Origin of the sequence: Streptomyces caeni (genome assembly GCF_042678285.1) — a bacterium.
Taxonomy (GTDB): Bacteria; Actinomycetota; Actinomycetes; order Streptomycetales; family Streptomycetaceae; genus Streptomyces; species Streptomyces caeni.
The window spans coordinates 35,450-49,209 of record NZ_JBHUDX010000153.1 but is presented as its reverse complement, the minus strand read 5'-3'; the positions used below and the strand labels follow the sequence as shown (position 1 = coordinate 49,209).

The window sequence follows — 13,760 nt, the reverse complement described above, 5'->3', positions numbered from 1 at the left end:
ACCACGAGAACCAGTCTCACGGCTTTCCTCCGGGCGCTTCCCTTCGGTGTTTCCGACTCTATCAGATCTCTCTCGACCCGATTTCCTCGGTGCTTTCCAGGTTCCCGCTTCCGCGTTTCCCTTTCCGGCGATCCCGACTTTATCAGAGTTCTTGACGCCGACCGAACGGCGTCAATTTCTCATTCATCGGGAGGGCCCCTCGGGATACGCGTCCCGGGAGCAGACAGATACTCACCGTCACCTGCTGGTCAGCCCCAGCTCTAGGCAACTGTTCGAATCTACCTCCCCACGCGAGCCGTGTCAATGGCTCTTGCGAGGCGAAGAGGAGACTAGCAGGCCCACATGGAGACGCGCACATCCGGGACTCCGTCCCGGGACGCCGCACATCTCCCGGAGACCTCCTGAGGCCTCCTGCCCTTCCTTCTTCAGTGTCCCACTCTCATGCCGCCGTCGGAACCGTCGCGCTGCGCTCCGCCGCCTCCAGATCGCCCGTGTCGCCGGCCCGGGCCGCGCGTCCCCCCAAGACGTAGACGTAGGCGAGGAATGCCAGCTCGGCGATGACACCCACCCCGATCCGCGCCCAGGTCGGAAGGCCGGACGGCGTCACAAAGGCTTCGATGACGCCTGAGACGAACAGGACCAGAACGAGGCCGAGAGCGATGCCCAGGGCGGCCCGGCCCTGCTCGGCGAGGGCGGTGCGGCGGGAGCGGGGACCGGGATCGATGACGGTCCAGCCGAGGCGCAGGCCGGTGCCGGCGGCCACGAAGACCGCGGTCAGTTCCAGGAGACCGTGCGGGAGGATCAGCCCCAGGAAAGTGTCGAGGCGCCCTGCCGAGGACATCAGGCCGATACCCACTCCCAGGTTCAGCATGTTCTCGAAGAGGATCCACAGGACTGGGAGGCCCAGGAAGACTCCGAGGACCAGGCACATCGCGGCGGCCTGAGCGTTGTTCGTCCAGACCTGGGCGGCGAAGGCGGCGGCGGGATGGCTGGAGTAGTACGCCTCGTACTCGCCACCGGGGCGTGTCATGTCGCGCAGCGCGCTGGGAGCCGCGATCGCGGACCGGACCTCGGGGTGGGTGCCGATCCACCACCCCAGGAGCACCGCCGTCACCGTCGAGACCAACGCGGTGGGTATCCACCACCGGCGCGAATGGTAGACCGCAGCGGGGAAGCCGTACGCGAAGAAGCGTATGACATCGCGCCACGAGGCGCGGCGGGTGCCTGTCACGGCGCTGCGCGCGCGTGCCACGAGCTGGCTGAGGCGCCCCGTGATCTGGGGATCGGGCGCGCTGGACTGGATCACGGACAGATGAGTGGCGGTGCGCTGGTAGAGGGCGACGAGTTCGTCCGTCTCGGCTCCGGTGAGGCGGCGCCGGCGGCGCAGCAGGGCCTCGAGGCGGTCCCATTCGGCACGGTGGGCGGACACGAACACGTCGAGGTCCATGGGGTGGGCTGCTCCTCGTCCTCTCGTACTGCGCGTCAGCTTGTCGCACCGCGGCGCGATGTGTGCTCAGCTTGGCAGACTGGCGTGTCCCAGGGTGGGTCAGGGGAAGGACGGCGGCGTGAGTGAGCTAGTGACGGGCGAGGCGGTGGCGCTGGAACTGCGCCCCGCGAAACTGCCGAGCCGAGCACTGGCCGTGGTGCTCGACCTGGTGGTGGACGTGGTCGCCTACGTGATCGTGTTGATCGCTCTGGCGGTGTCCACGTCCGGGTTGGACGAGGCCGCGCAGATGGCCGTGTCCATCGCGGCCTTCCTTCTCGTGCTGGTGGGCGGGCCCATCGCGGTGGAGACGCTGAGCCACGGCCGTTCGCTGGGGAAGCTGGCCTGTGGGCTGCGCGTGGTGCGCGACGACGGTGGGCCGATCCGGTTCCGGCACGCGCTGGTCCGGGGTGCGGTGGGGGTGGTCGAGATCCTGATGACGTTCGGGGTCGTCGCGTGCATCGCCTCCTTGGTGTCGGCGCGGGGACGGCGGCTCGGTGACGTGTTCGCGGGCACGCTGGTGGTCAGGGAACGGGTGCCGGCCGGACGTACCGGCTTCGTGCCTGCGCCGCCGCCCTGGCTGGCCGGCCGGTTCTCCGGGCTGGACCTTTCGGCCGTTCCGGACGGGCTGTGGCTGGCGATACGGCAGTACCTGACGCGGATGCACCAGTTGGATCCGCAGGTGGGCTCGGCGATGGCGGAACGTCTCGCCGTCGATCTCGCGGCGCGCACGGGGACGCCCGTGCCGCCCGGGGTGCCGCCGGCCGCTTATCTGGCGGCGGTCGTGCAGGAGCGGCAGTCGCGGGAGGCGCGGCGGGCGTTCGGCGGTTCGGGCGGGGGCGGGACCGTGGGGATGACTCCTCAGGCCCCCGCGGTTCCGGGTGGGTACGCTCCGGCACCGCAGCAGGGCCCCGTTGCACGGGCCGGGGGTGGTTCATGGTCGCCGCCCGGCTCGAACGCCGCGGAGGCTCGGCCGGGGGTGCCCGCCGCGCCCGGGGCGTTCACGCGGTCCCGGACGTCGGTGCCCGTCGCAGCGCAGGACCCACAGCCCACCACGGCGCAGGCCGAGGTGCCGGAGCCTCCGGCCACCGGGTTCGCGCCGCCCGCATGACGTCGGGACCGCCCACGCCGTCTCTCCCCTCTCCGTCAGGGGAACACCGACGGCGGTGATTCAAGGTGTTCCAGCTCGATCCCGGGTGCCGCGAGGACCACGTCGCCGGAGATGTGGACGGTGTGCCGCTCCCCCGTGTCCAGGGCTGTGACCTGGTATTCGTCCACGATCAGGGGCACGTTGTCAGTGGCGTGTGCTTCTCTTGCGATCAGAGCCCAGGACTGGTCCACGGTGCGGGGGGCGAGGACCGGGTCCGTGAAGGCGACGAGGCGTACGCGCGTCGCGGAGGAGGAAGGGGTGAGACGGAGGAGACGGGCGGTGGCGACGAGGAACGCCGGGGACGTGCCGGTGAAGGCATGGGCGCGGACATTGCCTTCGGTGGCGTGGGTGCCGGTGGGGTCGGTGCGGACCCAGGTGACGCCGTCGAGGGCGGCGCCCCGCACCTGCCAGCTCGCGGCGTGCAGTTCGAGTCGGATGGGACGGCCGAGTTCGTCGAGGGCGAGGTCGACGGAGCCGGCGTGGTCGCCGGAAGGGGTGGTCAGTTGCGAGACGTAGCGCCAGCCGGAGGGGCCGGGCGCGCACTGGAAGTGCTCTTCGGCGAGGAGGGTTTGGTCGTGCGGGTCGTGAAGCGAATATCGGCCGCGGGGCATGGGGGTCCTGGGTCGTGACGGACTGGTCGGGCCGGTGTGCCTGGTCCGGCCACAGGGCAGGCCCCCGACACGGGGGTGCGGGGGCCTGCCTCGGGACCTGCTGCTGAGGGGCGCGTCGGTGCAGGAGCGCGCTGATCGCGTGGTGTGCGGCGGGTGCGCGGGCGTCGAGGGCCGACGGTGTACGCGCACCCGGTGCCGCGTGTGATCAGTAGCGGTAGTGGTCCGGCTTGTACGGGCCCTCGACGTCGACGCCGATGTACGCCGCCTGCTCGGGGCGGAGCCTGGTGAGCTTCACGCCGAGTGCGTCCAGGTGGAGACGGGCGACCTTCTCGTCCAGATGCTTGGGCAGCGTGTACACGCCCGTCGGGTACGCGTCGGGCTTGGTGAACAGCTCGATCTGGGCCAGCGTCTGGTCCGCGAAGGAGTTGGACATCACGAACGACGGGTGACCGGTGGCGTTGCCCAGGTTCAGCAGACGGCCCTCGGACAACACGATGATCTTCTTGCCTTCGGGGAAGGTCCAGGTGTGGACCTGCGGCTTCACCTCGTCCTTGACGATGCCGGGGATCTTCGCCAGGCCCGCCATGTCGATCTCGTTGTCGAAGTGGCCGATGTTGCCGACGATCGCCTGGTGCTTCATCTTGGCCATGTCGGCGGCCATGATGATGTCCCGGTTGCCGGTCGTGGTGATGAAGAGGTCCGCGGTCTCGATGACCTCGTCCAGCGTGGTGACCTGGTAGCCGTCCATCGCCGCCTGCAGCGCGCAGATCGGGTCGATCTCCGTGATGATCACGCGGGCGCCCTGTCCGCGCAGGGACTCGGCGCAGCCCTTGCCCACGTCGCCGTAGCCGCAGACGACCGCGGTCTTGCCGCCGATGAGGGTGTCGGTGGCACGGTTGATGCCGTCCACCAGCGAGTGGCGGCAGCCGTACTTGTTGTCGAACTTCGACTTGGTGACGGCGTCGTTGACGTTGATCGCCGGGAACAGGAGGGTGCCTTCGCGCTGCATTTCGTACAGGCGGTGGACGCCGGTCGTGGTCTCCTCGGTCACGCCGCGGATCTCGGACGCCAGCTGGGTCCATTTCTGGGGGTTCTCGTCCAGGGTGCGATGCAGCAGCTGGAGGATGGCGCGGTGCTCCTCGGACTCGGCGGTCTCGACGGCCGGGACCTTGCCGTCCTTCTCGTACTCGACGCCCTTGTGAACGAGGAGGGTGGCGTCGCCGCCGTCGTCGAGGATCATGTTCGGACCGCCGGTGGGGCTGTCCGGCCAGGCCAGCGCCTGCTCCGTGCACCACCAGTACTCCTCCAGGGTCTCGCCCTTCCAGGCGAAGACGGGGATGCCCTGGGGGTTGTCGGGCGTGCCGTTCGGGCCGACGGCGATGGCGGCGGCCGCATGGTCCTGGGTGGAGAAGATGTTGCAGGATGCCCAGCGGACCCGGGCGCCGAGGGCGACCAGGGTCTCGATGAGGACGGCGGTCTGGACCGTCATGTGCAGGGAGCCGGTGACGCGGGCGCCGGCCAGGGGCTGCGCCGCGGCGTACTCCTCGCGGATCGCCATCAGACCGGGCATCTCGTGCTCGGCGAGGGTGATCTCCTTGCGGCCGAACTCGGCCAGGGAGAGGTCGGCGACCTTGAAGTCCTGTCGGTTGTCGACAGTCGTCATGACGAACTGCTCCTCGGGGTGTGGGTCGAGGTGGGTACGGCTGGTCTGCGCGGCGGCGGGCACAAGGGTGCCCGAAAGAGGACACAGGCATGCCCAGGTGCGCGCAGCGCAGTCCGTCGGAGGCCCTCTCTCCCTCGGCCGGCCCGTGGTGGACCGCCCGACCGCCATCAGCAGCGACGTCTGGCTCCGTCCCAAGCTACACCGGACGGCCGCACGCTCCCCAGTCCGCCTCCGCTGGCATCCGGTCGCTTTCGGTCGAATTCCCGGCAGGGGCACCGGGGTGTTCGCTCGGGACGGCCGACCGCCCGGGTCGTCCTCGTCCCTCGTCCTCGGGCTCGCCGAGCCGGTCTCGGGCGTACGGAGCGTGGTCAGTGCTCGATCGTCCGGGCCGGTCCGCCGGGCGTGGCCTCGCGGTCCGGGCCCTTGGCTGCCTCGGCCTCGCTGTAGATGTCCGGCTCCAGGTAGATGACGCGGGCGATGGGGACGGCGGCGCGGATGCGGGCCTCGGCGGCGTCGATCGCGGCGGCGACCTCGGCGGCCGTCTCGTCGTGCCGCACCGCGATCTTGGCGGCGATCAGCAGTTCCTCGGGGCCGAGGTGCAGGGTGCGCATGTGGATGACGCCGGTGACCGTGTCTCCGTCGACGATGGCGGCCTGGATCTTCTCGACCTCCTCCGCACCCGCGGCCTCGCCGAGCAGCAGGGACTTGGTCTCGGCGGCGAGGATGAGGGCGATCAGGACGAGGAGCACACCGATGCAGACGGTGCCGATGCCGTCCCAGACGCCGTCGCCGGTGAGGAGCGTGAGGCCGACGCCGCCGAACGCGAGGACCAGGCCGATGAGCGCGCCGAAGTCCTCCAGGAGGACGACCGGCAGCTCGGGCGCCTTGGCGCGGCGGATGAACTGCATCCAGGACTGGTTGCCGCGCAGTTCGTCGGACTCCTTGATGGCCGTGCGGAAGGAGAAGCCCTCGGCGATGACCGCGAAGGCCAGGACGCCCACCGGCCAGTACCAGTGCTCCAGTTCGTGCGGGTGCTGGATCTTCTCGTAGCCCTCGTAGATCGCGAACATGCCGCCGACCGAGAACAGGACGATCGACACGAGGAAGGCGTAGATGAAGCGCTCGCGGCCGTAGCCGAAGGGGTGCTGCGGGGTCGCCTCGCGCTGGGCGCGCTTGCCACCGACCAGCAGCAGGAACTGGTTGCCGGAGTCAGCGATCGAGTGGACGCCTTCGGCGAGCATCGACGACGAGCCGCTGAAGGCGAACGCGACGAACTTCGATGCCGCGATCGCGAGGTTGGCGCCGAGTGCCGCCACGATCGCCTTGGTGCCGCCTGACGCGCTCATGTGGTCGCGTGTCCCTTCTTAGCCGTCCACGCCGGATGTCGTACATGTGTACGCCATCCGATGCTTTGCCCGTCCTTTGCCGGTGGGTCATTGTTGCAGGGGCCCGACAGCGGTGCACCGGACCGGTGGGACAAGGGTGCGCGACCTGTGCGTCGCCCCGGGGTCAGGCGATGACCGTCGCCCGGAAGACCGTGCCGTCACCGGCGACCCCGGCCTTCTCGTCCGCCGGTACGTAGACCGACTCGCCGGGGCCGAGCAGGTGTTCCCCCACGCGCACGGTGCCCGCCGTGCACAGCAGGATCTGCGGGGTGGAACGCGTGAGGTCACGTGGGGCGGCGCCCTCCGCCAGCACGTACCGGGACAGCCGGAACTCGTCGATCGGGGTGTCGTAGACCTCTTCCCCGTCGGACGACGCCTCGGGGCGCAGGATGCCGGGGTCGCCCGGCTCGAAGCGGACGATGCGCAGCAGTTCGGGGACATCGACGTGCTTGGGTGTCAGGCCGCAGCGCAGCACGTTGTCGGAGTTGGCCATGATCTCGACGCCGAGGCCGTTCAGGTAGGCGTGCGGGACGCCGGCCCCCAGGAAGAGGGCTTCGCCGGGCTGCAGCCGGACGTGGTTGAGCAGCATGGCCGCGATCACCCCGGGGTCGCCGGGGTGGTGGTGGGCGATGTCGGCGTAGGGGGCGTAGGCGCCGCCGAGGCGGGCGCAGGCCGCCGCGGCCTCGGTGACCGTACGCGCCATGTCCCCCGGGTCGGCGGTCAGCACGGCGGTGAGGACCTCCCGCAGGGCCGCCTCCTCGGGGTGTGCCCGCAGCACGTCGACGTAGGGCTCCAGGGAGTCAATGCCGAGACCTGTGAGCAGGTCGGCGGCTGCGCCGGGCGCGCGGAAGCCGCACAGGCCGTCGAACTCGGTGAGGGCGCAGATCAGTTCGGGCTTGTGGTTGGCGTCCTTGTAGTTGCGGTGGGGTGCGTCGACCGGGATGCCGCGGCGCTCCTCGTCCGCGTAGCCCTCCTTGGCCTGCTCCAGGTTCGGGTGCACTTGGAGGGAGAGGGGGGCGCCGGCGGCGAGGATCTTCAGCAGGAACGACAGCCGGGGGCCGAACCTGGCGATGGCCCGGCCCCCCAGCTCACGTTCCGGGGCCTGGTCGATCACCTCGTTGAGGGAGCCGCGCGGCGTGCGTGAGGGTGCGCCCGGGTGGGCGCCCATCCACATCTCCGCCTGCGGCTCACCGGTCGGCTCCACGCCGAGCAGCCGGGGGATGGCCGTGGTCGAACCCCAGGCATAGGGGCGGATGGTGTTGTCGAGGCGATCCATGGGTGTCATTTCTCCGTACGTACACGGTCAGCCGACCGCCGGCCGGGAGGCGTGAGCCGGGAGGCATGAACCGGGAGGCATGAACCAAGGTCAGGCCCTCGAAGCGAGCGCCACGTAAACGGCGGCGAAATCCGTGATGGCGATCAGCTCGGCGAGGGTCTCCAGTGCGCCGCCGTCCTCCGGTTCGAGTTCGCTGATCGCCGTGTCATGGCCGAGGGCCAGCTCGCGGGCGGCGGGAGCCGCGCTCAGACCGCCGATCGGGCGGTCGCGCAGCAGCACCACGCGCGCGTGGAGGGCCTGTGCCTCCTCGACACGGTCGCGGAAGAAGTCGTCGGGGTCAGCTCCGGCCGCGAGTGCGCCGGACAGCAGCACGTCGTGCGAGGCGAGCGCCTCGGGCAGCTCGGCGGTGAGCGCGGGGCGTCCGGCCAGTTCCGCGAGCGCGGCGGCGAAGCGGCGGCCGGCCGGCGCGGCGGAGACGCCCTCCGTCCAGATCACCGGGAGCGCCTCGGCCAGTTCGGCGGCGAGGTTCTTGGCGGGGTTGCCGTAGGTCGCGATGGCGGGACCGCAGCGCTCGGCGACCCGGTCGAGGCGGTCGGCGACCTTCTCCAAGGCGTCGGGCGGCGCGGACAGCAGCCCCGTGCGGTCGAGGAGGGCGAGCAGCGGGGTGAGCAGGGCCCACAGGACGCCGGGCGCGGAGGCTGCCAGCGGCTCCTCCTGCTCGTACGGGGCGGTCGCCATCGGAACGAACAGCCCGTGGGCACCGGCCACCGCATCCATGATCGGGGACCGGGCGGGGGCCACGGCGACGACGTTGCAGCCACGGCGGTATGCCTGCTCGACCAGGATCGACAGGCCCGGTTCGCTGCCGTCGGGGGTGGCGATCAGCAGGAGGTCCACGGGGCCCGCCCAGCCGGGGAGCTCCCAGCGCAGGGCGCCCGCGGCCGGCGCGACGCCGGTGGGGTGGATGCGGGTGACGGGGCAGGCGGCGCCGGCGAGGGCGCCGAGCAGCTCGGCGACGCCCGCCGATGCGGTGCCGGGGCCCGCGATGAGGACGGCGCGGGGGCGGCCCTCGGGTTTCAGGTCGTTGATCCCCGCCTCGGCGGCGAACCGCACGGCGGTGCGGACCCGGGCGCCGGCCTCGGCGGCCCCGCGGAGCAGCGCACGGCGGTCGGCCCGCGACAGCGCCTCGGGGTCGTCGAGCAGCGATTCGTCGAGCATGGGCGGCAGCCTCCGATCGCCGGGTCGTTACGCCGGGCGGCGGGCCTCGTCGACGAGCAGGACCGGGATGCCGTCCCGGACGGGGTAGGCGAGACCGCAGTCCTGGCCGGTGCAGATCAGCTCGCTGTCCTCCTCCTTGAGGGGGGCGTGGCACGCCGGGCAGGCGAGGATCTCCAGGAGGCCGGCTTCGAGCGGCATGAGCGGGGTCCCTTCGGGGCGGGTGCACTTGGCCTGGTCAGCGTACCGCCGCGGGGTGCGGCGTGCGGGGGTTGAGCGAGGCACGTGGGGTACGGGCGCACGGGCTCGCAGGGCGTGCGGGTGCTCCCGCTCCCGCCGCACAACCGCCCGCCCGCACACTCGTACGCCCGGGGCGCCGGGCGCCGGGCGCTGGGCGCTGGGCGCCCCAGGCGTACGGCCTCAGCCGCGGATGATCTCCAGTACCTCGTCCCGGATCCTCGTCATGGTCGCCTCGTCCTTCGCCTCCGCGTTCAGCCGCAGCAGCGGTTCCGTGTTGGAGGGGCGGACGTTGAACCACCAGTCGGCGGACGAGACGGTCAGGCCGTCCAGTTCGTCCAGTGCGAGGCCCTCGCGGCCCTCGTAGGCGGCCTTGATCGCGGCGAGACGGCCGGTCTGGTCGTCCACCGTGGAGTTGATCTCGCCCGAGCCGGCGTAGCGGTCGTACTCGGCGACCAGTTGCGACAGCGGGCCGTCCTGGCCGCCGAGGGCCGCCAGGACATGGAGGGCGGCCAGCATGCCCGTGTCGGCGTTCCAGAAGTCCTTGAAGTAGTAGTGCGCGGAGTGCTCGCCACCGAAGATCGCGCCGGTGCGCGCCATCTCGCCCTTGATGAAGGAGTGGCCCACGCGGGTGCGCACCGGTGTGCCGCCGCTCTCGCGGACGACCTCGGGCACCGACCACGAGGTGATCAGGTTGTGGATGATCGTGCCCGTGCCCCCGTGCCTGGCCAGCTCGCGCGCGGCCACCAGGGCCGTGATCGCGGAGGGCGAGACCGGGTCGCCGTTCTCGTCGACGACGAAGCAGCGGTCGGCGTCCCCGTCGAAGGCGATGCCGATGTCGGCGTGCTCCTCGCGCACCCGCTTCTGCAGGTCGACGATGTTCTTCGGGTCGAGCGGGTTCGCCTCGTGGTTCGGGAATGTACCGTCCAGCTCGAAGTACATCGGGACCAGGTCGATGGGCAGCCCGGCGAAGACGGTGGGCACGGTGTGACCGCCCATGCCGTTGCCGGCGTCGACGACGACCTTCAGATGGGGGGAGGTCGGAGCGCCTTCCTCAGCGGGGCGGTGGCGGGAGACGGGTGGGCGGATGGAGGTCAGGTCCACGAGGGAGCGCAGGTGCGCCGCGTAGTCCTCCAGTGTGTCGCGCCGGCCGATCGCTCCCGGCGTCCCCACCGACTCCGGGGCGCCGGAGTCCAGCCACTGCTCGACCAGTGCGCGGATCTCGGCGAGTCCCGTGTCCTGGCCGACCGGCGCGGCGCCGGCGCGGCACATCTTGATGCCGTTGTACTTGGCCGGGTTGTGCGAGGCGGTGAACATCGCGCCGGGCAGGTCGAACGCGCCCGACGCGTAGTACAGCTGGTCCGTCGAGCACAGGCCGATCTCGGTCACGTCGACGCCGCGGCCGGCCGCCCCGCGGGCGAAGGCGCGGGACAGGCCGGGGGACGAGGGTCGCATGTCGTGGCCGATCACGATCGCCTTCGCGCCGGTCACCTGCGCGAAGGCCGCACCGAAGAGCTCGGCCAGCGGCTCGTCCCACTGGTCCGGGACCACACCGCGTACGTCGTACGCCTTCACGATCTGCGACAGATCAGCAGCCACGACCAACCCTCCTGAGGTCTCAAGGATGAGCTCAACCTACCCGCTGCGGCGGACGGCCGGTGGTGCCCGGCCGGGCCGCAGCGAGCAGTTCCGAAGGAGTTCATACCGGACTCACCGGGCAGAGGGGGGTGCGATGGCTCAGGGAAGCATCCAGCCGAGTACCGGGGAGCTCTGTCCCACCACGATCAGGCACATCACCAGCAACAGGCCCAGACTCCACGGCAGTACCTTGCGCAGCAGGTCGCCCTCACGGCCGGCGAGGCCGACCGCCGCGCAGGCGATGGTGAGGTTCTGCGGGGAGATCATCTTTCCGAGGACGCCTCCCGAACTGTTGGCCGCGGCGAGCAGTTCGGGCGACAGGCCCGACTCGTGGGCGGCGCTGACCTGAAGGGCGCCGAAGAGGGCGTTGGCCGAGGTGTCCGATCCTGAGACCGCCACGCCGAACCAGCCGAGCACTGGGGACAGGAAAGCCAGTCCGGCGCCGGCCGCCGCCACGAAGTGGCCGATCGTTGCCGCCTGTCCGGAGAGGTTCATGACGAAGGCGAGCGCCAGTACGGACGTCACGGTGAGGATCGCGTACCTCAACTCGTGCACCGTCGCCGCCCATTCCCTGACCGCCACGCGCGCGTGCACCCCGAGCACGAGGGCCGTGGCCGCCCCGGCGAGCAGCACGAGTGTGCCGCCGGTCGACACGATGGGCCAGGTGAAGACGTTGGCGCCGACGGGCTTGCCGTTCGGGGCGGCGACGTTCAGGAAGGGCCAGTCGAAGGTGCGGGTCGCTCCGGCCAGCCAGTCCTTCACGGCGGGGATCTGGGCGATGGAGAAGACGGCGACGATCAGGGCGTAGGGGGCGTAGGCGCGCAGCACTTCGGGGCGCGGGTCCTCCTGGTCGAGGTCCTCGCTGCGCGCGCCGGTCAGAACCGCGGCGCGCACGGACTCGGTGGCGGGGACGCGCGCGTGGGGCACGGCGACCAGGGCGCCCGCGCCGACCAGGGAGGCGCCGATGTCGGCCAGTTGTGCGGAGACGTAATTGGAGGCGGCGAACTGGGCGGCCGCGAAGGCGGTCCCGCACACCAGCGCGGGCAGCCAGGTCTCCCGCAGCCCGCGCCGCCCGTCGACCAGCCCGACCAGCACGAGGGGCACGACCAGTGCGAGCAGCGGGGTCTGACGGCCGACCACGGAGGCGACGGAGTCCAGGGGAAGGCCGGTGACCTGGGCGAGCGTCACGACCGGCGTGCCCATCGCACCGAAGGCCACGGGGGCGGTGTTGGCGACCAGGGCGACGACGGCCGCGCGGACCGGGTCGAAGCCGAGGGCGACCAGCATCACCGAGCAGATCGCGACCGGAGCGCCGAAGCCAGCGAGGGCTTCCAGGAGCGCACCGAAGCAGAACGCGACGACGAGCGCCTGGATGCGGGGGTCGTCGGACAGGCGTCCGAACGAGCGGCGCAGGATGTCGAAGTGCCGGGTGCGGACGGTCATCCGGTACACCCACAGGGCGTTGACAACGATCCACATGATGGGGAAGAGGCCGAAGACGGCTCCCTGGGCGGCGCTGGAGAGCGTCTGGCCGAGCGGCATGCCGTAGGCGAGCCAGGCGACCAGGGCGGCGGCCAGAAGGCCGATCAGGCCCGCCTGGTGGGCCTTCATGCGGACGCCTCCGAGCAGCACGAGGACGATCAGGAGAGGAAGGGCAGCGACGAGGGCGGACAGGCCGAGAGAGCCGGCGACGGGTTCGAGTTGCTGGACGTACACGGACGCCTCCCCGATTTTCCGCATGGCGGAAAATGATTTCTCAACGAGTGACGGAATGGTCGTGTCCGCAACAACGCCACGTCAATGGGCGTGCAACGTTCAACAAAATGAGAGGAATGAGAGGGAGGAGCGGCCGGCCGCCTGGGCGCGGGGGCTCAGCTGTCCGGCGAGCGCAGCACCCGGAGATGGCCCCGACGGGCGACCTCCATCGGGTCCGCGGTACGGGCGCTGCCGCCGCCCGCGCCGGCCGTGCGCTGCTGCGGACGGGCCGCCTCGCGCACCGCGTTGGCGAGGGCCTCCAGGTCGTCACCGCTGGGGCGCGCGGGGGCCGAGCCGTCCAGGAGCCGGACGACCTCCCAGCCGCGCGGCGCGGTCAGGCGCTCGGAGTGCTCGGCGCACAGGTCGTAACAGTGGGGCTCCGCGTAGGTGGCGAGCGGGCCGAGGACCGCGGTCGAGTCGGCGTAGACGTACGTCAGCGTCGCGACGGCGGGTCGGCCGCAGGCGGTGCGCGAACAGCGACGTACAGGGCTCACGATGTTGGACGGTACCGCACTCTTGAGCGGGCCGCGACGACTCTCCCCCAGGTCACTCCACCGTGTCGTGCTGTGAATCGTCGCACACACCCCTCCGGGACGGTCCGGCTGACCTGCGCGGACACCCCGGGGCGGGATGCCGCACCGACCTGAAACCGGTCACCACTTGGTACAAAGCCCGTCATTTTTCATGAGGTCGGCGGTCCGGGAGAGTTGCGGAATCGAGCCCGAGCCTGGCCGGAATGGTCATCCTGCGACATGCCGCACGACCACCGCAGACGTCCCCCGGTGCGGCTCCGGCAAGGCCGGCTGGACGTCGCGCCGCAAGGGAGGCAGGGCGGTCGTGTGGGCGGGGCGCGGCGCCCCGGCGGGGACTACGCTTCGTTGTGATGGACAAGCCCGTACCGCCCCGCGCCGCAGCACCCGGTCCCCGCCGTCGTGACCGTCACGGCAGAGGCATGCGCGGACCCGTGGCGCCGCCGCAGGTGCCGCTCGCCGCGAGCCGCGCCGAGGCGTTCGCGGATCTCGTGCAGGACTCCGTGGAGCGTCTGGAGCGGCGCTGGCCGCAGCTCTCCGACATCGATTTCCTGGTCCTTGAGGTGCCGCGCCTCGACGGCCCCGGCCGCCTGTGGAGCGACGACGCAGTGCCCCTGGGCGGCACGATCCCGGCGCGCGACGGCCGCCGGGCGCGGGTGGTCGTCTACCGCCGCCCGGTGGAGATCCGCACGAAGGGCCGGGACGAGCGGGCCGCCCTGGTCCACGAGGTCGTCGTGGAGCAGGTGGCGGAGGTGCTGGGGCTCACTCCGGAGACGGTCGATCCGCGTTACGGCCAGGACTGACCGGCTGCCCGGCG

The 13,760-nt window shown here is 71.3% G+C and carries 12 protein-coding genes; 2 read left to right on the top strand and 10 right to left on the bottom strand.

What is annotated here, in order from left to right; genetic code table 11:
* Positions 1–439: 439 nt before the first annotated feature.
* Positions 440–1,447 (bottom strand): stage II sporulation protein M, encoded by a 1,008-nt coding sequence (locus ACFSL4_RS37145; protein ID WP_381092526.1) that lies wholly within the window; start codon positions 1,445–1,447, stop codon positions 440–442.
* 118 nt (positions 1,448–1,565) lie between these two features.
* Between ACFSL4_RS37145 and ACFSL4_RS37140 the strand changes: the two genes are divergently transcribed.
* Positions 1,566–2,594 carry an RDD family protein gene (locus ACFSL4_RS37140; protein WP_381092525.1) on the top strand — a complete coding sequence of 343 codons (1,029 nt, stop codon included), beginning with the start codon at positions 1,566–1,568 and terminating at the stop codon, positions 2,592–2,594.
* A gap of 35 nt (positions 2,595–2,629) precedes the next feature.
* Here the strand turns inward: ACFSL4_RS37140 and ACFSL4_RS37135 are convergent, their stop codons facing one another.
* The 9 genes from ACFSL4_RS37135 to ACFSL4_RS37095 all read right to left on the bottom strand — a co-directional run bounded on the left by ACFSL4_RS37135 (position 2,630) and on the right by ACFSL4_RS37095 (position 12,907).
* Positions 2,630–3,244 carry a hypothetical protein gene (locus ACFSL4_RS37135; protein WP_381092524.1) on the bottom strand — a complete coding sequence of 205 codons (615 nt, stop codon included), beginning with the start codon at positions 3,242–3,244 and terminating at the stop codon, positions 2,630–2,632.
* A 205-nt stretch (positions 3,245–3,449) separates the two neighbouring features.
* Positions 3,450–4,907, bottom strand: a complete 1,458-nt coding sequence (ahcY, locus tag ACFSL4_RS37130) for an adenosylhomocysteinase (protein ID WP_381092523.1) — start codon at positions 4,905–4,907, stop codon at positions 3,450–3,452.
* Positions 4,908–5,275: 368 nt separating this feature from the next.
* Positions 5,276–6,253, bottom strand: coding sequence for a cation diffusion facilitator family transporter (locus ACFSL4_RS37125; protein WP_381092522.1), 978 nt, complete (start codon positions 6,251–6,253; stop codon positions 5,276–5,278).
* A gap of 163 nt (positions 6,254–6,416) precedes the next feature.
* Positions 6,417–7,568, bottom strand: coding sequence for a mannose-6-phosphate isomerase, class I (manA, locus tag ACFSL4_RS37120; RefSeq protein ID WP_381092532.1), 1,152 nt, complete (start codon positions 7,566–7,568; stop codon positions 6,417–6,419).
* Positions 7,569–7,658: 90 nt separating this feature from the next.
* Complete coding sequence (locus ACFSL4_RS37115) at positions 7,659–8,786, bottom strand: SIS domain-containing protein (protein WP_381092521.1); 1,128 nt, start codon at positions 8,784–8,786, stop codon at positions 7,659–7,661.
* A 27-nt stretch (positions 8,787–8,813) separates the two neighbouring features.
* The gene (locus ACFSL4_RS37110) at positions 8,814–8,984 is read right to left on the bottom strand and encodes a Trm112 family protein (protein ID WP_381092520.1); all 171 of its coding nucleotides are present in this window, start codon (positions 8,982–8,984) and stop codon (positions 8,814–8,816) included.
* A gap of 219 nt (positions 8,985–9,203) precedes the next feature.
* A complete protein-coding gene (locus tag ACFSL4_RS37105; protein WP_381092519.1) occupies positions 9,204–10,619 on the bottom strand; it encodes a phosphomannomutase/phosphoglucomutase in 1,416 nt (471 codons plus the stop codon).
* 138 nt (positions 10,620–10,757) lie between these two features.
* Positions 10,758–12,374 (bottom strand): L-lactate permease, encoded by a 1,617-nt coding sequence (locus tag ACFSL4_RS37100; RefSeq protein WP_381092531.1) that lies wholly within the window; start codon positions 12,372–12,374, stop codon positions 10,758–10,760.
* Positions 12,375–12,529: 155 nt separating this feature from the next.
* The gene (locus ACFSL4_RS37095; protein ID WP_381092518.1) at positions 12,530–12,907 is read right to left on the bottom strand and encodes a DUF3499 domain-containing protein; all 378 of its coding nucleotides are present in this window, start codon (positions 12,905–12,907) and stop codon (positions 12,530–12,532) included.
* Positions 12,908–13,296: 389 nt separating this feature from the next.
* On the opposite strand from ACFSL4_RS37095, the gene ACFSL4_RS37090 reads away from it, so the two are divergent.
* Positions 13,297–13,746, top strand: a complete 450-nt coding sequence (locus ACFSL4_RS37090; RefSeq protein WP_381092517.1) for a metallopeptidase family protein — start codon at positions 13,297–13,299, stop codon at positions 13,744–13,746.
* The last annotated feature ends 14 nt before the right edge of the window (positions 13,747–13,760 follow it).